This is a genomic window from Jiangella endophytica (assembly GCF_003427025.1).
Taxonomy (GTDB): domain Bacteria; phylum Actinomycetota; class Actinomycetes; order Jiangellales; family Jiangellaceae; genus Jiangella; species Jiangella endophytica.
Genome location: NZ_QVAI01000004.1, coordinates 485,175 through 506,262 on the forward strand (window position 1 = coordinate 485,175; position 21,088 = coordinate 506,262).

A 21,088-nucleotide genomic window follows, 5' to 3' on the forward strand; every position below is an offset into this window, starting at 1 on the left:
GAGCGGGTCTACGCGGCGCCCCGGTCGAGGCGCAGCGTCGCGACCAGGTCCTCGTGCAGCTCGAACCAGACCCGGTGGCAGGAGTCGACGTCGGTGCGGTCGACCCAGCCGCCGTCACCCGCCCGGGCGCGTTCCAGGGCGGTGGCGAAGCGTGTGTCGTAGCCGCCGAACCGCGTGAGCACGGCCGTCAGGCGGCCGGCCAGCGGGCCGAGACCCGCACCGACGGCGGCCAGGCCGGCCAGCACCCGGGCGTCCCAGGCGGGATCACGGTGGTCGTTGACGGCGAGCCGGTCGCCCTCCGCCGGCCGCAGCTGCCAGTCGGTGCAGGCCCGCTGCAGGCGGGCGTTCAGCGGCAGGAACTCGCGGTGGACGGCGCGGACCTCGCCCTCGCCGCCGGCCTCGTCCAGCTCCGCGGCCAGTAGCCGCTCGTTCTCGGCCCGGCCCGACTCGGTCAGCGACCAGCCCGCGAGGCCGGCGAAGTCCGCGTGCTCGACCCACCCACGCGCGGCACCGTCGGCCAGCAGCTCGGCCGTCAGCGCGACGTCCAGCCCGAACCGCCGGGCCAGCACCAGGGTGTCGGCGAACCCGGAGATGCGGACGGCGTGCAGCGCCAGCAGGTCCGGCGCGGAGTCGCGGGTCACGAGCCGCCGCCCTGCCGCGCCGCCAGCCGGGTGAAGTGCTGCTGGCAGGCCTGCGGCGAGTTGAACCCCATGGCGTCGCCGATGTCGGCCCAGGTCAGCCCGGCACCGCGGGCGACGAACAACAGGCCGCTCTCCAGCCCGTCGACCTCGGCACGCGCGGCGGCCAGCAGGGCGAGCGCGGCCCGCAGGTCGCCGGGCTCGAGGTCGGCGGCGCGCCAGAGCGCGTACTGAGCGAGGTCCACCGCCGACGGCGGGACCGGATCGGGCCGCCACGGCCGCGCCTCCAGCTCGCCGGCGCCGAGCGCGAGCAGCCGGTCGCGGGCCTCCTGCTCGCGGCGGGCCTCGGCGTGGCGTGCCTGGGTGTGCCGGGCCTGAGTGTGCCGGGCCTGGGTGTGATCGGGGTCCTGCTTGCGGGTCATGGCATCGATCGTGTTTCATCAACAGAACGTTGTCAACAATCTGTTGAAGGAGTGGTCTGGTGCTGGTGCCGCTCAGCGAGGCGGAAGCGGACACCTGCGGCGGCAAGGCGAGTGCGCTCGGCGCCCTGCTGCGGGCCGGCCTGCCGGTCCCCGACGGCTTCGTCGTGCCGTTCGCGGGTCCCGCCGGCCCGGTCAGCGACGCGGCCGACTGTCGGTGCCCGCCCGTAGGGTGGGGTCCCACCCCATCCGGGCGGGATGTCACTCCGGCCCAACGCGGACCGACCCCGGCCGAGCACGGCCCCACCGCAGCCCAGCACCGCTCGACCCCGGCCCAACACGACCCCGCCCCTGCCCAGAACGGCCCCGCCCCTGCCCGGCAGAGCAGCGCCCCAGCCGGTCGGGCGTCACAGCTGCTCGACGAGCTGCGGCGCGGGCTGGCCCGGCTCGGCGACCCGCTGGTGGCGGTGCGGTCGTCGGCGTCGGACGAGGACACCGCGCAGGCGTCGGCGGCCGGTCAGCACGAGACCGTGCTCGCGGTACGTGGCGCCGCAGACGTGGCCGGCGCGGTCCTGGCCTGCTGGGAGTCGGCGGGCTCGGCGCGCGCCGTCGACTACCGCGACGGCGCCGCCGCCCCGGCGATGGCGGTCCTCGTGCAGCGGCTGGTGGACGCCGATGTCTCGGGGGTGCTGTTCACCCCCGCGGCGCCGGACGGCGTCACCGCGATCGAGGCGTCGTGGGGGCTCGGGCCCAGCGTCGTCGGCGGCACGGTGACACCCGACGCCTACACCGTCGCCGCCGACGGGTCGGTCGCGTGCGTCGTCGGGGACAAGCGGATCCGGCTGGACCGCGACGGCGCGCGGCTGGTCACCCGAGGAGTCCCGCTCAGCGATCGGACTCGGCCGGTCCTGGACGACGACACCGCCCGGCGACTGGCGCGGCTCGGCCACCGGGTGGCCGCGCTGCGCGGCGGGCCGCAGGACGTCGAGTGGGCGATCGCCGGCGGACGCGACTGGCTGCTGCAGGCGCGCCCGGTCACCGCCGCTCCCCCACCACGCCCGGCCGCCGCACCGGCACCACCGTCCGCCAGGGCGTCCGCGGCATCACCCGGCACGCTGACCGGCACACCCGGCAGCCACGGCACCGCGACCGGCCCGGCGAGGGTGGTCCGCGGTCCAGGCGACTTCGCCCGGATGCGCCCGGGTGACGTGCTGGTCTGCCGCTACACCGACCCGGCCTGGACGCCGCTGCTGCGCCTCGCCGCGGGCGTCGTCACCGAGATCGGCGGCGTGCTCTCCCACGCCGCGATCGTCGCCCGTGAGCGGGGCGTCCCCGCCGTCCTCGGCGTCGCCGAGGCCACCACCCGGCTCCGCGACGACACCACCGTCACCATCGACGGCGACGCCGGCACCGTCACGACCACCCGGGAGTGAGCATGGCGACGCGCCACCTCTACCTCGCCCGCCACGGCGCCGCCGACCCGTTCGGCGCGCTCACCGACGACGGACGTCGCCAGGCCGGCCTGCTGGGCGCGCGGCTGACGCGTGTCCCCGTCGACGTCGTCTGGCACTCGCCGCTGGCGCGCGCCGCGGACAGCGCGCACGAGCTGGCGCGTCACCTGCCCGGTGTCCCGGTCGCCGCGGCCGACGAGCTGGCCGACCACGTCCCCTACGTCCCCGCCCCGGCCGAGACGCCGCCGGCCTGGGCCGGCTTCTTCGACGGCTACGACGCGGCCGAGGCGGCCGTCGGCCACCGGCTCGCGCAGGCGCTGGTCACCCGGTTCGCCGCCGCGCCACCGGACGGCGACACGCACGAGGTGCTCGTCACCCACGCCTACCCGATCGCCTGGCTGGTGCGGCACGTGCTGGCGGCGCCGCCGGCCCGCTGGCTCGGTCTGGACAGCGCCAACACCGGGCTGACGCTGGTCGAGTGCCGCACCGGCCTGCCGCCGACGCTGGTGCTCTTCAACGACCTCGGGCATCTCCCGGACGAGCTGCGCTGGACCGGCTTCCGCGGCGTCGTGCGGCCGTGACGCGCGCCTCAGATGAGTGAGTCCGAATGATCTCTCGTTCAGCGCGCCGGTCGTCCAGGTGTGGAATCGGCGTGCCTTGCCTCGGCAAGGCCGGCCACGTCCTTGGCAAGGTCCACCGTCGCCCGACCGTCCGACTCGTCCCGGTTTGCGGGGCGGTGAGCCTTGCCAAGGTGACCGGTCCGAACGAGGCCTCCTGGTGAGGTACGCGATCCCGAGCGCACCGCCGCCCCACCACCGACAAACGGACTCACTCTTCTAGCGCGTGCGTCCCGAGCCGCGACGGGCCCGGCGCAGCTCGTGAGCGACGGCCCAGGCATCGGACAGCGGGCCCAGGTGCCCGAGCTTGTCCGGGTTCACCACCGAGCGGACCGCCTGGATCCGCCCGTCGAGCACGTCGAGCGTCATGGTCCCGATCAGCGCGCCGTCGCGGTCGCGCACGACGGCACCCGGCTGACCGTTCAGCGTGCGCGGCTCCAGCGTGGCGCCCACCGCGTCCAGCAGCGGCATGAAGGACGTGACCAGCCGGGCCACGTTGTCGACGCCGTACACGCCCTTGGCGAGCGCCGGCGCCTTGCCACCACCGTCGCCGACCATCTGGACGTCGGCCGCGAGCAGTTCGCGCAAGCCGTCGACGTCGCCGTCGCGGACCGCGTCGAAGAACCGGGCCGCGAGCTGCTCACGCTCCTCGCGGTCGGCCGCGAACCTGGGCCGGCCGTCGTCCATGTGCCGGCGGGCCCGGACGGCGAGCTGGCGGCAGGCCGCCTCGGACCGGTCCACCGCCGCCGCGATCTCCGGGAAGCCGAAGCCGAACACGTCGCGCAGCACGAAGACCGCCCGCTCCAGCGGGCTGAGCCGCTCGAGCAGCAGCAGCGCCGCCATCGACACCGAGTCGGCCAGTTCGGCGGACCGAGCCGGGTCCTCGTACGGGTCGGTGGCCAGCGGCTCCGGCAGCCACGGCCCGACGTACTCCTCGCGCCGCACCCGAGCCGAGCGCAGCACGTCGATCGACACCCGGGTGACGACGGCGGACAGGTACGCCTTCACCGACTTGGGCTGAGTGGTGGACGTCTGATAGCGCACCCACGTCTCCTGGACCGCGTCCTCGGCCTCGCTCACGCTACCCAGCAGCCGGTAGGCGATCGAGAACAGCAGTGGCCGCAGGTCCTCGAACTCCTCGGCCGGGGTCATGCCGCCTCCTCCTTGAAACCCGTGCGCCAGCTGGGATACCGCGGTTCCCAGCCGAGCTCCCGCCTGGCCTTCGCGTTGGCGAACGGGCGGCCCTCGGTCATGATCGCCACGCCCATCTCGCCGGCGAGCGGCCGGACCAGCCACGCGGGGATCCGCAACGGCCGTTTCGCACCGACGCACGCGGCCAGGTACGGCAGCCACTCGCTGACCGGGGCCGGATCGTCGTCGACGATGTTGAACACGCCGTTCGCCCGCTGCTCTACAGCCAGCACGGTAGCGCTCGCCGCGTCGTCGATGTGCACCCACGAGAAGTAGCCGGCGCCGCCGCCGATGACGGGCATCCTCCGCTTGCGCACGAGATCGATCTGGTTCTCGATGCCGCCGCCGGGACCGTAGAAGACGCCGTAGCGCAACGCCGCCCCGCCGGCCTTCACGACCGCGTCCTCCACGTACCGCAGTGGCCGGGCCATGAACCGCAGCTTCGCCGGCAGCTGCTCCGGCGGCAGCGCCTCGTCCTCGGTCACCGGGCCGGCGTCGCGGTGCGCGGGCCAGGTGGCGAGGCTCTGCGCGACGACGTGCGTGACTCCGGTCGCCTCGGCGGCCGCCAGGAGGTGGTCGGTCCCGGTGGTGCGCAGCCGGCTGGTGATGGCGGCGATCCGCTCCGGATGCCGGAAGTCCGGCTTGCCGATGTAGTCCGGCGACAGCGCGGTCATCTGGTGCACGATCGCGTCCGGCCGGGCATGCGCCACCGCCTGGCCGACGGATGCGGCGTCCAGCCCGTCCATCAGCGTGGCTTCGGCGCCCAGCCGGGTCAGCAGGCCCAGCCGGTCCGGGTGGGTCGTCGTCGCCGTCACCTGGTGGCCCCGCGCCACGAACTGAGGCACCAGGCGCCGCCCGACGGCCCCGGTCCCGCCCGCCACGAACACCCGCATCTCGTCACGCTCCTCGTCCGGCTATCGCTCCCGGTTCCGAGACGAGACAGCCCGCCGCGCCGTGACATGGGCGACGGCGGCAGCGGCCAGCGGCAACGCGACGAGCAGCAGCACCGGCCAGTCGCCGGTGCGGGCGTACGGGGTCAGGCCGGTCCGCAGCGGCACCCGCTGCTCCAGCAGCTCCTGCGTGCCGAGCCCGCTCAGCCGCGTCACCGACCCGTCGGGCAGCACGATCGCCGAGTACCCGGTCGGCGCGGCCTGCAGGACCGTGCGGCCGAACTCGCGGGCCCGCAGCCGCGACGCCGCCACCTCGATGGCCGGCACCTCCTCCCCCACGTAGGACGATGCGTTGGTCGGCGCCAGCACCAGCTCGCCGCCGTCGCGGACGCCGTCGGCGACCCGGTCGGCGAAGAACACCTCGTAGGAGATGACGATGGCCAGCGGCGTGCCGGCGGCCTGGACGACGGCGTCGGTGTCGCCGACGATCGCGTCGCGCGGGACGAACCGGGTGGCGTCGCTGAGCCGCTCGAACAGGCCGCGCAACGGGATGTACTCGCCGAACGGGACGCGGTGCACCTTCTCGTAGCGGTCGGTGATGTGACCGTCCGGTCCCCAGACGATCGAGGCGTTGCGGAAGCGGTCGCCCTCGCGCTCGGTGACGCCGACGACGAGCGTGGTGCGCAGCCGGCGGGCCTGCTCGGCGAACGCCTCGTCCAGGGCGGTGCCGGCGATCGGCCCGTCGACGTCGGCGACGTTCTCCGGCAGCAGCACGACGTCCGGCTGGTCCCGCACCTGCGCCAGCGCCTCGAGATGCCGGTTGGTGGCGTCCATGGGATCGGTGAAGATCGCCCGCAGCCCGCGCGGGCCGCCACCCTGCACGATCACCGCGTCCAGGCTGCCCGCGCCGTGCGTCGCGGCGGCACCGCTCAGCGCGATCGGCACGCCGACGGCGACCACCGCAGTCGCCGCGGCGATGATCCGGGTCCGGTTCGGCCCGGCCACGACCGCCGCGAGCGCCCCGCCGCCGAGCGCCGCGAGTGCCGTCACCAACAGGGCGCCACCCAGCGGCGCGACCGCCAGGAACGGGCTGTCCGCCAGACTCAGCCCGAACGCCGGCAGCGGGAACCCGCCGAACGGGAAGCGGTACTGCACGGCCTCCAGCAGCACCAGTGCCGCCGGCGCGACCAGCCACCAACCGGGCCGGCGGCCCGCCGAACGTCCCGGCGACACCACGGCGACCAGCGTCAGGAGCAGGGTCTGCAGCACCGCGACGGCGACGTAGCCGGGCGGGCTGAAGTCGGTCAGCCAGCGCAGCGCGACGACGTAGTGCACCGCGCCGCACAACGCGCCCAGCCAGAGCCGGTCGCGCAGCCCGTGCCCGGCCAGCGCCAGCACGAACCCGGCCACGCCGAGCGGGAACAGCGGCCACCAGTCGCGCGGCGGCAGCGCCAGCCACCACAGCAGCGCGACGGCCACCATCAGCGCGGCGCTGACGGCCCGCCGCCGGGTCACCACGGCTCGCTCCCGGACCGGCAGTCGAGGTCGCAGGTGGCGGCGTCGTACGCGGCCGTCGCGATCGGGGCCGCCAGCACGGCCAGCTGGATCGTCAGCATCGCGACCAGCCCGGTCACGGCGCCGACCATCGCGACCGGCGCCAGCGGACGGCGGTGCGGCACCGTCCGCTCCAGCAGCCGCTCGACCCGGGCGACCATGCCGACGGCGCCGATGCCGATGCCCGCTTCGGGGGTGGCGGCGCGGCCGAGCTTCAGCAGCGCACCGGCGACCACCAGCGGTGACGTGCTCCGCGCGGCGGCGTCGTCGGCGTGCAGCTCGGCCAGCAGCCGCAGCGATCGGTGGCTGTCGCGGGCGCCGGGCAGCCAGCCCGCCCGGGCGAACGTCGCCGCGACCCCGAGCAGCCGGGCGTGCCGCGCACGCAGGTGGGTCCGCTCGTGCGCGAGCACCGCGGTCAGCTCGGCCGCGTCGAGCGCATCGCGGGCGGCGGAGGTCAGCACGACGGCGCCGGGGCGGCCGGGCACCGCGTACGCGGCCGGCTGCGGCACGTCGACCACCAGCACGCCGGGCAGGCCGACCGGCCGGGCGACCAGCCCCAGATCGGCCAGGTAGCGCCGCCGGTCCGCGGCCGAGCGCCTGGCGCTGATGACGACCGCCAGCACCGCGCCCGTCACCACCGACGCCGCGACCCCGCCGACGACGGCGTCGAGCGGCCGGCCGCCCAGGTGCGCGTAGCTGCGCAGCAGGGCATCGGTGTGCCCGGGCAGCCAGGCGTGCAGCGCGGCCGCGATGGGCGGGAGGTGCAGCACCAGCGACAAGGCCGCCGCGATGACCGTGCCGTACGTGGCCGGGAGCACCAGCATCCAGGCCAGCATCGCGGCCCGCGGGTAGCGCAGCGGCCAGCGCGCCGCCGCGAGCAGCGCCGGCAGCGTCCACGCCGCCACCAGCCCGGTGACGGCGACGACCAGCGCGGTCACGTCGCCGGCCCTTCGCCCGCGTCCGACCGCCGCCGCTCCAGCGCCTCGGCCAGCCGCCGGACGTCGGCGTCGTCCATGCGGTCGGCGAACCGGATGAGCACGGCCGCCGGGTCGGGTGCTCCGGACAGCGCCGCGCCGACGAGATCGGCGGCGAACTCCTCGCGGGTGGCGGCCGGCCGGTAGACGTTCGCCCGGCCGGCCGGCTCGCGGGTCAGCATGCCCTTGCGGCACAGGTTGTCCATGACCGTCTGGACGGTGGTGTAGGCCACGGTCCGGCCGGCCAGCAGGGTGTCGAGCACCTGGCGGACCGTCGTCGGTCCCGGCGCCGCCCAGAGGACGTCCATCACGTCGGCCTCCAGCGAGCCGAGGCTGTTCCGCGGCACCCGCTCACCCCTTTCCGTCCGGCCGGGTCATACTACTATCTCGCATAGTAGATCTCGGAGGAGCGCCCGTGTCCAAGGACCTCAAACGCTCGCTGCTGCTCGTCGCCGGCTTCGCCGTCGCACTCGTCGTGCTACTGGCATTGAACCGGACCGGCGGCGACGACGAGCCGTCGGCCGCCGCTCCGACCGGTGGTGGCGGCGGCACGCCGGCGCCGGTGGTACGCGACGACAGCCACGTCCTCAGTCCCGCGCCCGACGGCGCGCCGGTGCTCGTCGAGTTCCTCGACTTCGAGTGCGAAGCCTGCCGCGCCGTCCACCCCGGCATCGAGCAGTTGCGCCAGGAGTACGACGGCCGCGTCGCGTTCGTCGCCCGGTACATGCCCGGTCCCGGTCACTTCAACGCCGAGAACGCCGCCGTCGCCGTCGAGGCCGCCGCCCTGCAGGGGCAGTACGAAGCCATGTACGACCGGATGTTCGAGACGCAGGCCGACTGGGGCGAGCAGCAGGTCTCGGCGGCGGACCTGTTCCGCACCTTCGCCGAGGAGCTCGGCCTCGACCTCGCCGCCTACGACGCCGCCGTCGCCGACCCGGCGACCCTCGAGCGCGTCCTGCGCGACCGCGACGACGGCCTCACCCTCGGCGTCGAGGGCACGCCGACCTTCTTCCTCGACGGCGCGAAGATCGAGCCGCAGTCCCTCGACGACCTGCGGGCGATGCTCGACGCCGCGGTCGCGGGCTGACGGCATCGCCGCTTCTTCCGCGCCGTCAGTCGTAGGTGACGCCGTAGCGCAGGTGGGTGACCTGGTGGCCCTCGACGACCTGCAGGAGCTCGAGGTGGGCGCGGTCGTTCTCGAGGTTGTCGAGGTAGCGGACGCCGTCGCGCAGCAGGATCGGGACGAGGTCGACCCGGATCTCCTCCAGCGCGCCCAGGTTGATGCACTGCTGCGCGATGTCCGGCCCGGCGACGCCGATGTCCTTGTCGCCGGCAAGCACCCGCGCCTGCGCCAGCGCCTCCTCCACGCTGGGGACGAAGGTGAACGGGGCGTCCGGGATCGGCGGCCATCCCTCCGGCGGCGGCCGGTGCGTCACCACGAACGTCGGCGAGTCGTTCGGCGGCCGGCCGCCCCAGCCGTTGGCGTGGTCGAAGATCCGGCGCCCGGCGATGAACACGCCCTCGGTCTCGTTCTGGTGCCAGTAGGCGGCGCTGGCCTCGGACATCCGGAACGTGATCGGGTAGCCCGCCGGCCGGACCTCGACCTCGCCGCTGCCGTACCAGTCGAAGAGCGCCCCCACCGAGTCGTCCGGATACGCCACGAATCCGTCGAGCGACATGGTGAAGCTGGAGAAGACGACACCCATCAGTGCCTCCCGGTGGTGACCGTTCCGGTGTGCCCGCCGAGAGTCGGACTCGACCCGGCCACGGAACTCATCGGCCGAGGAGGGCCTGCGCGACGTCGATGTCGGTGACGAGGACGTTGATCCACTGGCCGCGCAGCGCGCCGGTCAGCGCGGTCAGCTTCCGCTCGCCGCCCGCGACGCCGATGCGCCGTGGCACCGCCCGCAGCTGCGACTCCCGGATGCCGATGATCCGCTCGTCCAGCGAGGAGTCGACCGGCTTCCCGTCGGCGTCGAAGAAGCGCATGCACACGTCGCCGACGGCGCCGGCCCCGCGCAGCATGGTCTGGTCGTCGGGCGCGACGGCGTTGCCACTGCTGCGCAGCAGCGGCGACGGCTCCAGCGTGCCGATGCCGACGAGGACGGTGGTGAGCTCGTCCCACAACGCGGTGACCTTGGTCAGCGTCGGGTCGGCGGTGAGGATGTCGCGCGCGCTGGCGCTGCCGAGCAGACAGGGCGCGGCGAGGAACACCGGGTCGGCGCCGGTGGCGCTGGAGAACGCCGTCATGATGCGGGTGGCCTCGACCTGCGCGATCGGGTCGCCCATGCCGCCCATGAGCTGGACGACCTTCTCGACCACCCGGCTGTTGGCGGGCCGCATGGACTCGACGCTGGCCAGCAGGTTCGCGCTCCAGGTGGAGATGCCGACCACCTCGGAGCCCATGAGGGTGTTCTCGAGGTAGACCGCGGCGGCCGCGCCGATGGCGGGGATGACCGCCTCCTCGTCGCCGCTGACGTTCACCACGACGGCTTCCTGGAGCTGGAAGCGCTGCTCCAGCTCCTCCTCGAGCTCGGTCTGGACGCCGGGAGGCGCGGTGACCGTGGTGCGGACGATGCCCACCTCGGCGGCCCGCTTGAGCAGCCGCGACACCCGCGCCTGCGACAGGTGCAGCTCGGCGGCGATCTCGTTCTGACGCATCCCCCGCAGGTGATACATGCGGGCGATCTTGGCCATCAGCCGCAGCTGCTCGCCCGGATGACCGACCTGCCGCGTCTTCGTGGCGTCGAGTCCGGTCACGGGTCTCCCATACGGTCGTTCGAATCTTTCAGGGCTGAATGGATTCTATGCCCGGCCCAGCAATTCCCGGCAGGCTTCGAGCGCGCCGCTCGCGCTGACGCCGTAGTGGTCGAGCAGCCAGGACGCCGAGCCCGTGGGGGCGAACTCGTCGGGGACGCCGAGCGTGCGCACCGGCGCCGGCTGGTGCCGCACGACCGTCTCCGCGACGGCGCCGCCGAGGCCGCCGACGACGGTCGCCTCCTCCATCGTGACGATCCCCCGCGTCTCCCGTGCCGCGCGCACGATCGCCTCGGTGTCGAACGGCTTGATCGTCGGCACGGCCAGCAGCCGCACCGAGATGCCCTCGGCCGCCGCCAGCTCCGCCGCCTCCACCGCGCGCGAGACGACGGTGCCGGTGGCGGCGATGGTGACGTCGGTGCCGTCGCGCAGCAGGACGGCCCGGCCGGGCTCGAACTCGTAGCCGGCGGGCATGACGTCGGGGACGGGCATGCGGCTGACCCGGACGAACACCGGCCCGGTGTGGGCCGCGGCCCATCGGATCGCCTGCTCGGTCTCACGCGGGTCGGCCGGCACGACGACGGTCAGGCCGGGGATCGCGCGCAGCCAGGCGAGGTCCTCGATGGAGTGGTGCGTCGGCCCGAGCTCGCCGTAGGCCATGCCCGGGCTCTGCCCGATGAGCTTGATGTTGTACTGCGAGTACGCCGCGTCGACCTTGATCTGCTCCAACGCTCGCGCGGTGAGGAAGCAGGCCGCCGCCGACACGAACGGGATCTTGCCGCCGTTGGCGAGGCCGGCCCCGACGCCGACCATGTCCTGCTCGGCGATGCCGACGTTGATGAGACGCTCGGGGAACTCGTCCTGGAAGCCCACGAGCTTGCTGGAACCGACGGAGTCGTTGACGACGGCGACGATGCGCGGGTCGTGCCTGGCGAGGTCGACGAGCGTCGCGGCCCAGGCGTCGCGGCAGTCGTGCAGGGGCCGCTCAGCCGAGACGGGTGCGGTGATCATGAGGTTTCCAGTTCATCGAGAGCGGTCTGGACGTGTTCGGCGGTCGGCACCTTGTGGTGCCAGGACACCTGGTCGCGCATGTAGCTGACCGGATAGCCCTTGTCGGTGTGCGCGATCACGAACGTCGGCCGCCCGGACGCGGCGGGCACGGCGGCGAACGCGTCGATCAGCGCGCCGTGGTCGTGCCCGTCGACCTCGACGACGTCCCAGCCGAACGCGCGGGCCTTGTCGGCCAGCGGCTCGAGGTCGTTGGTCTGCGCGACTCGGGCGCCCTGCTGCAGCCGGTTGCGGTCGACGACGGCGACGAGGTGGTCCAGCCGGCGGTGGCCGGCGGTCATCAGCGCCTCCCAGTTCGAACCCTCCTGCAGCTCACCGTCGCCGAGGACGACGAACGTGCGGCGCGGCGACCCGTCCAGCTGGGCCGCGACCGCGGTACCGACGGCGATCGGCAGGCCGTGCCCGAGCGGCCCGGTCGAGGCCTCGACCGCGTCGATCTTCGTCCGCGCCGGGTGCCCGTTCAGCCGCGACAGCGGTTGCACGAACGAGCGCAGCTCGTCGACGCCGATGAAGCCGCGGGCGGCCAGGACGGTGTACAGCGCGGCCGCCGCGTGCCCCTTGGACAGGATCAGCCGGTCGCGCTCGGGGTCGTCCGGCCGCTCCGGGGCGACGTTGAGCACGTGCATGTACAGCGTGACCAGGATGTCGGTGACCGAGAACTCGCCGCCGATGTGGCCCTGGCCGGCCTCGTGCACCATCTGGATGTCGCGACGGCGCACGGCCCGCGCCGCCTCGGCCAGGTGGGCGAGGACGGCCTCGCGCCCGGCGTCGGCGCCGATCCGGCCGAACACCGGCAGCGCGTCCGCCGGGGCGGCCGTCGCGGCGGAACCCGTCATCGGTCACCCGCCATGGACTGCAGCAGCGCGTCCTGCACCAGCCGCTGTGCGGCCATGGCGTCCTGGCGTGCCTGCGCCTCGGCCAGCGCCGTGACGTCGAGCAGGTCCAGCGCGCGGTGGATCGCCTTGAGGAAGCGGATGGACGTGCGCGCGGCGTCGACGCTGTCCTCGCGGAACGGGAACTGGTCGAGCTGCCACACGCCGTCCCAGCCGTTGAGCCGCAGGGTGTGGAAGAACTCGAAGATCTCCGTCATGTGGACGGTGCCGACCACGAGGTCGTCGTCCCAGCCGCGCAGGTTGTCGTTGACGTCCATGCCGTAGAGCACGCCGTGGTCGATGAGCAGCTGGGCGGCGTCGGCCGGCGACTCCCCGCCGTACAGCGAGTGACCGAAGTCGAGCAGCACGCCGATGTTGTCGCGGCCGGTCTGCTGGATGCCCAGGATCGTGCGCGCGGCGGAGTCCCAGAGCATCTTGACCCGCGGCTCGCGCGGCTTGTACTCGATGGCGAACTTGAGGTCCGGATGCGCGCCCGCCAGCTCGGCGATGCCGTCGACGGCCAGCTTCCAGACGTCGTGGTGGTTGACCTGGAACGGGTAGTCCCAGCCGTCCTGGCCGGGCCAGATCTTCACGTAGTCGGCGCCCAGCTCGCGCACGACGTTCGCGGCCTCGTGCATGAGCTCCTGCGCGGCCGCCCGGGCGCCGGCGTCGGGGTTGGTGAACGCGCCCTTGGCCCAGCGGCGCAGGTAGATCTCCGGGGTGATGCCGATGGCGGACAGGCCCGCCTGCGCCAGCGCGTCCTTCACCTCGTCCAGCCCCACGCCGGGGGTGAACGGGTAGTTGAGGTCCACGACGGACAGCTCGCCCACCGAGCCGGCCAGCTCGATCGCCTCGAGCGTCGTGCGCGGCGGCGCGTAGCCGTCGACGGCATAGCGGTCCACGTAGCTGGCGAAGTGCCACAGGCCCGCACCGAACCGTGGGAGTTCCTGCATGGTCATCCAGTCCCTTCTTCCTCGGGTCCCCGGCGGCATCGGCATTGACGGCTCGCGGGTCACGACGGGTGTGGACGGGCGCGCCGGGCTGCGGCCGGCGCGCCCGTCGCGCCGGTCAGTCCGACATGGCGAACAGCGTGTAGCGGTCGACGTTCTCGGCGGTGATGAGCACGCAGTCGATGGACTGCTTCTCCTCGGCGCCGGTGTCGCCGGTGCGGATGAACAGATCGGCCTGCTCGACCGCCAGCTCGGAGATCTGCACGGCCGGCTGCAGGCCGGTGGCCAGCAGCTTGCCGTCCTTGATCGCCTGGACGGCGTCCGGGCTGCCGTCGAACCCGGCGATGACGACCTGCCCGGTGAGCCCGGCCGCGTCGACGGCGGCGACGGCACCCAGCGCCATGGTGTCGTTGCCGGCGATGATGCCCTTGACGTCGGGGTTGGTCTGCAGCAGCGTCTCGACCTTGGTGAACGCCTCCTGCTGGTCCCAATTGGCCGTCTCACGGGCCACCTGGGTCAGGCCGGCGTACTGGTCGATGACCGCGTGGAAGGCGTCGGAGCGCACCTGCGCGTTGGTGTCGGTCTCGCGGCCGACCAGCTCGATGTAGGTGCCCTCGCCCGCGAGCGCCTCGACGAACGCCTCGGCGACCAGCCCGGCGCCCTGCGAGTTGTTCGCGACGATCTGCGCCTTGGCGATGCCGGTCTCGTTGATCTCGCGGTCGATGAGGAAGACCGGGATCCCCGCGTCCTCCGCCTTCTGCACCGCGCCGATGGTGACGTCGGCGCCGGCGTTGTCGAGGACGATCGCCCTCGCGTCGTTCGCGATGGCGGCGTCGATCAGCTCGCTCTGCCGGTTCGGGTCGTCGTCGTGGGAGTCGGCCTGCGCCTCGTAGCCGAGCTCCTCCGCCTTGGCGACCGCGGCGTCCGCCTCGGCCTTGAAGAACGGGTTGGAGTGCGATGGCGTGATGACCGCGATCAGGCCGCCGGCCTCGGCCGCGGCGGTGGTCGGCGCCTCGGACGGGTCGGTGGTCTCCGACGAGGTCGAGTTGGAGCCGTTGGAGCACCCTGCGAGGACCAGCGCCGTCAAGGCGGCAACCAGGCCCGCGCCGTTGCGGAGCGTACGTCGCATCATTTCCTCACTTCTCATGGTGTCGTGGTTCGATGGGTCGCTTGGTGGGGGTGGGGCCGGCCTCGAGGTCCTTCCTGAGGCTCTGTGCGGCGGCCGCGGCCGCCCGGGCTTCCTTCAGCCGCTCCTGGCCGCGGTCGAGCATGACCGCGAGGACGATGACCAGGCCCTTGATCACCATCTGCCAGAAGCTCGAGACGCCGACCATGACCAGCCCGTCGGACAGGAAGCCGATGACGAACGCGCCGATCAGCGCGCCCTTGACCGTGCCTCGCCCGCCGGCCAGCGAGGCGCCGCCGATGACCACGGCGGCAATCGCGTTCAGCTCGAAGGTCTGGCCGGTCTGCGGCGCCGCCGACGTGAGCTCCGAGGCGATGATGAGCCCGGCCATCGCCGCGCAGACCCCGGAGATCATGTAGACGCGCATCTTGACCTTGCGGACGGGCACGCCGGCGAGGTCGGCCGCCCGCTCGTTGCCGCCGGTCGCGTAGACCCAGCGGCCGAACCGGGTCCTGGTCATCAGCAACCCGATCAGGATCGCGAACAGGACCATGATCCAGATCGCCGTCGGGATACCGAGCGGCCGTCCGGTGCCGAGGAACGAGAACCCGGTGTTGCCCAGTTCCGGGTCGCCCTGCAGCCGGGGGAAGGTGGCGCCGTCGGAGATCAGCAGCGCCGCGCCCCTCGCGATGTACATCGTGCCGAGCGTCGCGATGAACGGCGCGACGTTGAATCTGGTGATGAGAATGCCGTTGAGCGCTCCCACCGCCATCCCGACCGCCAGTGAGATCACGACGACGACCCACACCGCCGGGTACGCCGTCGTGTCGAACAACGACAGCTCCCAGCCCTGCAACAGCAGGCCGGCCACCACCCCCGACAGCCCGACGGTGGAGCCGATGGACAGGTCGATGCCGGCCGTCGTGATCACCAGCAGCATGCCCAGCGCGAGGATCGCGTTGTAGGCGACGTGCCGGGTCATCGTGACCAGGTTCGACGGGTCCAGGAAGTTGTCCGACAGCAGGCTGAACACGATGATCAGCACGATCAGCGCGACGAACGCCCGCTGGTCGAGCAGGAACTCGCCGAGCCCTCTCTTGCGCTCGGAGATCCGTGCGGACCGGTCGCTCTCGACGTCGGTCCGTTCCTTCGCCGTCGTGCTCATGCCCGGTCGCCTCCGCTCGTGGTGCGGCCGTCCAGGGACTCGCCGGAGGCGGCCATGATGTCCTCGCGTGTCGTGGTTCTGGGGTCGAACTCGCCCGCCACCCGCCCGCGCGACAGGACGACGATCCGGTCGGCGGCGTGCAGCACCTCCTCGACCTCGGAGGTGGCGAAGAGCACCCCGCGGCCCTCCTTGGCCTGCTGGGCCATGAGGGCGAAGATGTCCGCCTTCGCGCCGACGTCGATCCCGCGGGTGGGCTCGTCCAGCACGATGACCCGTGGCGAGGTCATGAGGACCTTCCCGACCACGACCTTCTGCTGGTTGCCGCCGGACAGCGAGCCGATCTCCGCGTCCGGCCCGGCGGCCTTCACCCGGACGGCGGACATCATCTGGCGCACGGCCGCCGTCTCCGACTGCCGGTTCAGCACCAGTCCCTTGAGGAAACCGCCCAGCGCCGCGAGCGACAGGTTGCGGCCGACGCTGAGCGCCTGCACGAGGCCGTCGCGCTGGCGGTCCTCCGGGACGAGGGCCAGGCCGCGCCGGATCCGCTCGGCGATGCTCAGCCCGGTCATCGACGTCCCGGCCAGCCGTATGTCGCCCGACACGACCTGGTTCCGGCCGGCCAGCGCCTCCAGCAGCTCGGTCCGGCCGGCGCCCATGAGGCCGTAGAGGCCGACGACCTCGCCCTCGTGGACGGTCAGCGAGACGCCACGCACCGCCAGCCGGCCCGCGTTCTCGGGATCGGCGACGACGACGTCGCGCAGCTCGAGCAGCGGGTCGCCCGGCGCGAACGCCATGGGCGCGTAGAGATCGCTCTGGTCGCGCCCGACCATGTTCTCGACGATCCAGGACAGGTCGACGTCGCGCATCGGCGCCGACGCCACCACCGCGCCGTCGCGCAGGACCACCGCGTCGTCGGCGATCTCCAGGCACTCGTCGAGGTGGTGCGAGATGTAGACGACCGCGACGCCGTGGGCGGTGAGGTCGCGGATCACCCGGAACAACACCTGCACCTCCGCCGCGGACAGCGCCGACGTGGGCTCGTCCATGACGAGCACCCGGGCGTCCTCGCTGAGCGCGCGGGCGATCTCGACCAGCTGCTGCTGGCCCAGCCGCAGCTCGCCGACCGGACGTCGCGGATCGATCGGCTCCTCCAGCCGCTCGAACAGCGCCCGGGCGAGCTCGCGCTGCTCGGCGTAGTCGACGATCCCGGCCCGGCCGCGCTCGCGGCCCATGAAGATGTTGTCGGCCACCGACAGGTTCGGGCAGAGGTTCAGCTCCTGGTGGATGATCGCCACGCCCTGGCTGACCGCGTCGGACGGCGACTCGAACCGCACCGGGTGCCCGTCCAGCTCCAGCCGCCCCGTGGTCGGCTGTTCGACGCCGGCGAGGATCTTCATCAGGGTCGACTTGCCGGCGCCGTTCTCACCGAGCAGGGCGATGACCCGGCCGGCGCGGACCTCGAAGTCGACGCCGCGAAGAGCGTGCGTGCCGCCGTAGACCTTGCTGACCGACTGGGCGCGCATGACGACGTCGCTCACGGCCCCGCTCATGGCGCCACCTCGATCGCCACCGGCACGATCGTCACGTGGTCGACCGCGCCGCCGGTGGCCGACGACCAGGTGAACGCGCCCGTGACGTCGACGCTCCGGCCGACCATGGTGGCGAGGTCGAGCGACTCGAACACGTGCTGGACGGCCTGCTCGTTGAGCTCGATCGCCACGTTCTGGTACTCGGTCTGGTTGACGAAGTCACCGAAGCTCACGTTCGCCCCGGCGTCGCGCAGAGCGGTCGACGAGCCCAGCGGCGGGATCGCGACCCCGGCCGTGATGCCCTCCGGCAGACCGGCGACGTCCAGTCCGACCTCGCCGAAGCCACCCTCCACGAGCGTCCCCGTGGCCTGCGTCGCGAACGAGAACGGCTTGCCCGCGTCCTCGCGGTGGCCGTACTCCTCCCCCGCGGCCTCGGGATCGGCGACGATGGCGGCGAGCAGCTCGTCCAGCGGGGTGGCCGCGTCCTCGATGGCCGGCACCACCGTGCCCTCGTAGTTCTGCTCGGCGTACTCGACCGCGGTGTCGGCGGCCTCCGCCTCGTCACCGGCCGAGACGAACCGGGTGTCGAACAGCATCAGCGCCACCAGCACGACGCCGGCCGCTCCGGCGACGACAGCGGGCCGCCGCCACCAGGGCGCGGCCGCCACCGCGCGGCCGCCGTCCGGCGGGGCCGTGGTCCGGGTGTCCGTGCTCATCGAACCGCCTCCGTCGCGCTCGAGCGCCGCACCGCGTCGCGCCAACCGGCCCGCGCCTCCGCGCGGCGACCGGCGTCCAGCCGCGGCTCGTACACCCGCGCGACCGGCGCGGGCGCCCGGCCGGTCTCGCCGTGCTCGACGGCCCAGGCCAGCTGGGCCACGCCCAGCGCCGACAGCTCCGACGTCGCCGCGACGGTCACCGGGCGGCCGAGCAGGTCCGCCTGCGTCTGCATGAGCAGCTCGCTCCGGCTGCCGCCGCCGTCGGCGCGCAGCTCGGTCAGTGGCGTGCTCTCCTGGTCGATCACCTCGACGACGTCGCAGACCTGGTGCGCGACGGCGTCGATCGCGGCCCGCGCGACCCGCGCCGGCGACGTGTCCCGGGCCAGCCCGAGCAGCAGCCCGCGGGCGCCCCGGTCCCAGTGCGGCGCGGCCAGGCCGGCGAACGCCGGCACCATGACCAGCCCGCCGGCGTCGTCCACCGTCGCGGCGAGCGCCGCGACCGCCTCGCCGTCGGCCACCCCGACCATGCCCGCCGTCGTCTCCAGCGCCGCGCCCGTGGCCAGGATGTTGCCCTCCAGCGCGGCGACCGGCTCGGCCAGCTGCCAGGCCAGCGTCGTCGAGAGGCGGTCGGAGAACCCGTCGACACCGTCGGCCGGCGCCATCACCGACGACCCGGTGCCGTAGGTGGCCTTCGCGGTGCCCGGTGTGTGGCAGCCCTGCGCGTACAGCGCGGCGTGCGAGTCGCCGAGGACGGCCCGCACCGGGACACCGTCGGGCACCGCGCCGAACCCGGCCGTGACGCCGAAACCGGCGGCCGAGCCGCGCACCTCCGGCAGCAGCTCCGGCGCGATGCCGAACAGGTCGAGCAGCTCCGGGCTCCAGGCGGCCTTGCGGATGTCCAGCAGCAGCGTCCGCGACGCGCAGCCGATCTCCGTCGCGAAGACCGCGCCGCCGGTCAACCGATGCACGAGATAGGCGTCGACGGTGCCCAGGCAGACGTCGTCGCCGGGGTCGAGAGCGTCGACCAGCCAGCGCAGCTTCGGCGCGGAGAACATCGGGTCCAGCCGCAGGCCGGTGCGGGCCCGGATGTCCTCGCCGGCGCCCTCGGCGGCCAGCCGCGCACAGAACTCCGTCGTCCGCGCGTCCTGCCAGCCGATCAGCCGCGACAGCGGCCGGCCGGTCGACCGGCTCCAGGCCAGCACCGACTCGCGCTGCGCGGAGACGGTGACGCCGGCGACGGCGACCTCCGGGGCCGCGGCCAGGCACTGCGCCGCGGCGTCCAGCACACTGGTCCAGATGACGTCGGCGTCCTGCTCGAACCAGGCCGGACGCGGCAGATCGAGCGGCACGGCACTGGACCCGTACGCGAGCACGCGGCCGTCCTCCGCCACGAGCAACGCCTTGGTGTTCGTCGTGCCTTGGTCGATCGCCAGGAGCGCGTGAGGCATCAGCCCGTCCCTGAATAGATTTTCAACACTGAATCAATCCTCGCCCATAGTGGGCGCCGCACGTTGCGGTGTCAAGCATTCGAGGCATCCCGAATCTCACTCTTGACACGTCTCCGCAACGAGCGATTAATGTCTGAGACATCTCTTTGCAGGGTTGAAATTCTATTCAGCTCCATCGCTCCACCCCGTCATCGGTCACCGAAGACCAGCGCATGAGGAGGGCACGATGAGCGACAACAAGCGCCTGCGCCGGATCGGCCTGAGCGCCGCCCTGGCCGGGCTGCTCGCCCCGCTGGGGCTCGGCAGCGCCACCGCGGACGAGCCCGCCGCCGGCCAGAACGCCACGTCGAAGCCGCGGACGATCATCACGCAGGACGGCGAGGTGGACGACATGGACTCGTTCATCCGCTTCCTGTACTACGCGAACGAGTTCGACCTCGAGGGCATCGTCTACTCCAGCTCGCGGTTCCACTGGGCCGGCGACGGCGCCGGAGTGCCGCCGTACAGGTGGACCGGAACCGCCTGGGTCGACGAGTACATCGACGCCTACGAGGAGCTCTACCCCAACCTGGTCCAGCATGCCGACGGCTACCCCACGCCCGACCAGCTGCGCGCGCTCTACACGATCGGCAACATCAGCAACGTCGGCGAGATGGAGCAGGTCACCGAGGGCTCCGAACACGTCAAGGAGGTCATCCTCGACGACGAGCCGGGGCCGCTCTACGTGCAGGTCTGGGGCGGCCTCAACACCGTCGCCCGCGCCCTGAAGTCGATCCAGGAGGAGTACGAGGGCACCGAGCGCTGGGAGGAGATCTCCGCCAAGGTCAACGAGAAGGTGGTGATCTACAACATCCTCACCCAGGACTCCACTCTCGCCGACTACATCCGGCCGAACTGGCCGGACATCAGGATCATCGACAACCAGAGCCAGTTCTGGAGCTTCGCCTACCAGTGGACCCGGCGCGTCCCGGAGCCGTACCAGCGCTACCTTCGCGGCCCCTACATGGAGCAGAACTTCCTCGAAGGCCACGGCCCGCTGCTCCCCCACTACCGCACCTACCGCGACGGCAAGCCGACCCCCGGCGACGACGAGAACAATCGGTGGCGTCCCGACCAGAATCTGAGCTACGGCGTGCACGACTTCATCTCCGAGGGCGACTCGCCGGCCTTCATGCACCTGCTCGACGTCAACGGGCTGCGCGCGCGGGAGAACCCGACGTGGGGCGGCTGGGGCGGCCGGTTCGCCGAGGTGGACTACGGCTGGCTCGACACCGCCGACCACAACCCGTTCACCGGGCAGAGCGACCGCAGCTTCCCGCAGACCCGCTGGGTCGACGCCATCCAGAACGACTTCGCGGCCCGGGCCGACTGGGGCGTGAGTGGCTTCGACGACGCGAACCACAACCCGCGCGCCCGTGTGCCGCAGGGCCTGGACCTCACCCGCAAGCCGGGCCAGCCGGTCGTGCTGACACCGCGTGTCACCGACCCGGACGGCGACGACGTCGCGCTCACCTGGTGGCAGTACCGCGAGGCCGGCACCTACCCGGGCTCCGTCGACCTGACGACCAACGCCGGCGGTGTCACCCGGTTCCGCGTCCCCGCCGACGCCCAGCCGGGTCAGACCATCCACCTGATCCTCGAGGCCACCGACGACGGCACCCCCGCGCTCACGCATTACCAGCGCGTCGTCGTCACTGTCCGCTGACCACCCGGAGGTACGACG

The 21,088-nt window shown here is 73.1% G+C and carries 21 protein-coding genes; 4 read left to right on the plus strand and 17 right to left on the minus strand.

The genetic code is table 11. From position 1 onward, the window contains the following. Window positions 1-8: 8 nt before the first annotated feature. Both DZA62_RS11590 and DZA62_RS11595 read right to left on the minus strand, forming a co-directional pair. Window positions 9-641: a transcriptional regulator gene (locus DZA62_RS11590; RefSeq protein WP_116949029.1), complete on the minus strand. Its 633-nt coding sequence runs from the start codon at window positions 639-641 to the stop codon at window positions 9-11. Then, window positions 638-1,060: a DNA-binding protein gene (locus tag DZA62_RS11595; RefSeq protein ID WP_116949031.1), complete on the minus strand. Its 423-nt coding sequence runs from the start codon at window positions 1,058-1,060 to the stop codon at window positions 638-640. The genes DZA62_RS11590 and DZA62_RS11595 overlap by 4 nt, the downstream gene beginning before the upstream one ends. Before the next feature lie 59 nt (window positions 1,061-1,119). On the opposite strand from DZA62_RS11595, the gene DZA62_RS11605 reads away from it, so the two are divergent. Both DZA62_RS11605 and DZA62_RS11610 read left to right on the plus strand, forming a co-directional pair. Continuing rightward, window positions 1,120-2,490: a PEP/pyruvate-binding domain-containing protein gene (locus DZA62_RS11605; RefSeq protein WP_198663646.1), complete on the plus strand. Its 1,371-nt coding sequence runs from the start codon at window positions 1,120-1,122 to the stop codon at window positions 2,488-2,490. A gap of 2 nt (window positions 2,491-2,492) precedes the next feature. Further along, a complete protein-coding gene (locus DZA62_RS11610; protein ID WP_116949032.1) occupies window positions 2,493-3,089 on the plus strand; it encodes a histidine phosphatase family protein in 597 nt (198 codons plus the stop codon). Between the two features lie 255 nt (window positions 3,090-3,344). Here the strand turns inward: DZA62_RS11610 and DZA62_RS11615 are convergent, their stop codons facing one another. From DZA62_RS11615 to DZA62_RS11635, 5 genes are read right to left on the minus strand one after another with little or no spacing between them, the layout of a single operon-like run. Further along, window positions 3,345-4,277, minus strand: a complete 933-nt coding sequence (locus DZA62_RS11615; RefSeq protein WP_116949033.1) for an RNA polymerase sigma-70 factor — start codon at window positions 4,275-4,277, stop codon at window positions 3,345-3,347. Continuing rightward, window positions 4,274-5,209 carry an NAD-dependent epimerase/dehydratase family protein gene (locus DZA62_RS11620; protein ID WP_116949034.1) on the minus strand — a complete coding sequence of 312 codons (936 nt, stop codon included), beginning with the start codon at window positions 5,207-5,209 and terminating at the stop codon, window positions 4,274-4,276. Before DZA62_RS11620 ends, DZA62_RS11615 begins: the two co-directional genes overlap by 4 nt. A 21-nt stretch (window positions 5,210-5,230) precedes the next feature. Beyond that, window positions 5,231-6,724, minus strand: a complete 1,494-nt coding sequence (lnt, locus tag DZA62_RS11625) for an apolipoprotein N-acyltransferase (protein ID WP_198663647.1) — start codon at window positions 6,722-6,724, stop codon at window positions 5,231-5,233. Then, window positions 6,718-7,698, minus strand: coding sequence for a M56 family metallopeptidase (locus tag DZA62_RS11630; protein ID WP_116949035.1), 981 nt, complete (start codon window positions 7,696-7,698; stop codon window positions 6,718-6,720). Before DZA62_RS11630 ends, lnt begins: the two co-directional genes overlap by 7 nt. After that, window positions 7,695-8,081, minus strand: a complete 387-nt coding sequence (locus DZA62_RS11635) for a BlaI/MecI/CopY family transcriptional regulator (protein WP_198663648.1) — start codon at window positions 8,079-8,081, stop codon at window positions 7,695-7,697. Before DZA62_RS11635 ends, DZA62_RS11630 begins: the two co-directional genes overlap by 4 nt. 68 nt (window positions 8,082-8,149) lie before the next feature. On the opposite strand from DZA62_RS11635, the gene DZA62_RS11640 reads away from it, so the two are divergent. Continuing rightward, window positions 8,150-8,821 (plus strand): DsbA family protein, encoded by a 672-nt coding sequence (locus tag DZA62_RS11640; protein WP_116949037.1) that lies wholly within the window; start codon window positions 8,150-8,152, stop codon window positions 8,819-8,821. Between the two features lie 25 nt (window positions 8,822-8,846). Here the strand turns inward: DZA62_RS11640 and DZA62_RS11645 are convergent, their stop codons facing one another. The 10 genes from DZA62_RS11645 to DZA62_RS11690 form a co-directional block, all read right to left on the minus strand. Further along, window positions 8,847-9,440, minus strand: a complete 594-nt coding sequence (locus tag DZA62_RS11645) for a dihydrofolate reductase family protein (protein ID WP_116949039.1) — start codon at window positions 9,438-9,440, stop codon at window positions 8,847-8,849. 67 nt (window positions 9,441-9,507) lie between these two features. After that, a complete protein-coding gene (locus tag DZA62_RS11650; protein ID WP_198663649.1) occupies window positions 9,508-10,494 on the minus strand; it encodes a sugar-binding transcriptional regulator in 987 nt (328 codons plus the stop codon). A gap of 45 nt (window positions 10,495-10,539) precedes the next feature. Next, a complete protein-coding gene (locus DZA62_RS11655) occupies window positions 10,540-11,499 on the minus strand; it encodes a transketolase family protein (protein ID WP_408618609.1) in 960 nt (319 codons plus the stop codon). Next, on the minus strand, window positions 11,499-12,395 hold the full coding sequence (locus DZA62_RS11660) for a transketolase (RefSeq protein ID WP_116949041.1): 897 nt from the start codon (window positions 12,393-12,395) through the stop codon (window positions 11,499-11,501). The genes DZA62_RS11655 and DZA62_RS11660 overlap by 1 nt, the downstream gene beginning before the upstream one ends. Next, window positions 12,392-13,384 carry a sugar phosphate isomerase/epimerase family protein gene (locus tag DZA62_RS11665; protein ID WP_116949109.1) on the minus strand — a complete coding sequence of 331 codons (993 nt, stop codon included), beginning with the start codon at window positions 13,382-13,384 and terminating at the stop codon, window positions 12,392-12,394. Before DZA62_RS11665 ends, DZA62_RS11660 begins: the two co-directional genes overlap by 4 nt. Window positions 13,385-13,499: 115 nt before the next feature. Then, entirely contained in the window at window positions 13,500-14,510 is a 1,011-nt protein-coding gene (locus DZA62_RS11670) for a D-ribose ABC transporter substrate-binding protein (RefSeq protein ID WP_116949110.1), read from the minus strand. Window positions 14,511-14,517: 7 nt separating this feature from the next. Further along, on the minus strand, window positions 14,518-15,672 hold the full coding sequence (locus tag DZA62_RS11675; protein WP_116949043.1) for an ABC transporter permease: 1,155 nt from the start codon (window positions 15,670-15,672) through the stop codon (window positions 14,518-14,520). Next, window positions 15,669-17,222 carry a sugar ABC transporter ATP-binding protein gene (locus DZA62_RS11680; RefSeq protein ID WP_116949044.1) on the minus strand — a complete coding sequence of 518 codons (1,554 nt, stop codon included), beginning with the start codon at window positions 17,220-17,222 and terminating at the stop codon, window positions 15,669-15,671. The genes DZA62_RS11675 and DZA62_RS11680 overlap by 4 nt, the downstream gene beginning before the upstream one ends. Next, complete coding sequence (locus DZA62_RS11685; protein WP_157987608.1) at window positions 17,219-17,917, minus strand: DUF2291 family protein; 699 nt, start codon at window positions 17,915-17,917, stop codon at window positions 17,219-17,221. Before DZA62_RS11685 ends, DZA62_RS11680 begins: the two co-directional genes overlap by 4 nt. Continuing rightward, window positions 17,914-19,365 (minus strand): FGGY family carbohydrate kinase, encoded by a 1,452-nt coding sequence (locus DZA62_RS11690; RefSeq protein WP_116949047.1) that lies wholly within the window; start codon window positions 19,363-19,365, stop codon window positions 17,914-17,916. Before DZA62_RS11690 ends, DZA62_RS11685 begins: the two co-directional genes overlap by 4 nt. A 226-nt stretch (window positions 19,366-19,591) precedes the next feature. Between DZA62_RS11690 and DZA62_RS11695 the strand changes: the two genes are divergently transcribed. Beyond that, window positions 19,592-21,070, plus strand: coding sequence for a DUF1593 domain-containing protein (locus DZA62_RS11695; RefSeq protein ID WP_116949048.1), 1,479 nt, complete (start codon window positions 19,592-19,594; stop codon window positions 21,068-21,070). The last annotated feature ends 18 nt before the right edge of the window (window positions 21,071-21,088 follow it).

Bases quoted from the DNA above. Each gene is read 5' to 3' on its own strand.
- DZA62_RS11595 (WP_116949031.1), bottom strand. From the start codon at position 1,060: ATGACCCGCAAGCAGGACCCCGATCACACCCAGGCCCGGCACACTCAG.
- DZA62_RS11610 (WP_116949032.1), top strand. From the start codon at position 2,493: ATGGCGACGCGCCACCTCTACCTCGCCCGCCACGGCGCCGCCGACCCG.
- DZA62_RS11615 (WP_116949033.1), bottom strand. From the start codon at position 4,277: ATGACCCCGGCCGAGGAGTTCGAGGACCTGCGGCCACTGCTGTTCTCG.
- DZA62_RS11620 (WP_116949034.1), bottom strand. From the start codon at position 5,209: ATGCGGGTGTTCGTGGCGGGCGGGACCGGGGCCGTCGGGCGGCGCCTG.
- DZA62_RS11645 (WP_116949039.1), bottom strand. From the start codon at position 9,440: ATGGGTGTCGTCTTCTCCAGCTTCACCATGTCGCTCGACGGATTCGTG.
- DZA62_RS11660 (WP_116949041.1), bottom strand. From the start codon at position 12,395: ATGACGGGTTCCGCCGCGACGGCCGCCCCGGCGGACGCGCTGCCGGTG.
- DZA62_RS11665 (WP_116949109.1), bottom strand. From the start codon at position 13,384: ATGCAGGAACTCCCACGGTTCGGTGCGGGCCTGTGGCACTTCGCCAGC.
- DZA62_RS11670 (WP_116949110.1), bottom strand. From the start codon at position 14,510: ATGCGACGTACGCTCCGCAACGGCGCGGGCCTGGTTGCCGCCTTGACG.
- DZA62_RS11675 (WP_116949043.1), bottom strand. From the start codon at position 15,672: ATGAGCACGACGGCGAAGGAACGGACCGACGTCGAGAGCGACCGGTCC.
- DZA62_RS11680 (WP_116949044.1), bottom strand. From the start codon at position 17,222: ATGAGCGGGGCCGTGAGCGACGTCGTCATGCGCGCCCAGTCGGTCAGC.
- DZA62_RS11685 (WP_157987608.1), bottom strand. From the start codon at position 17,917: ATGAGCACGGACACCCGGACCACGGCCCCGCCGGACGGCGGCCGCGCG.
- DZA62_RS11690 (WP_116949047.1), bottom strand. From the start codon at position 19,365: ATGCCTCACGCGCTCCTGGCGATCGACCAAGGCACGACGAACACCAAG.
- DZA62_RS11695 (WP_116949048.1), top strand. From the start codon at position 19,592: ATGAGCGACAACAAGCGCCTGCGCCGGATCGGCCTGAGCGCCGCCCTG.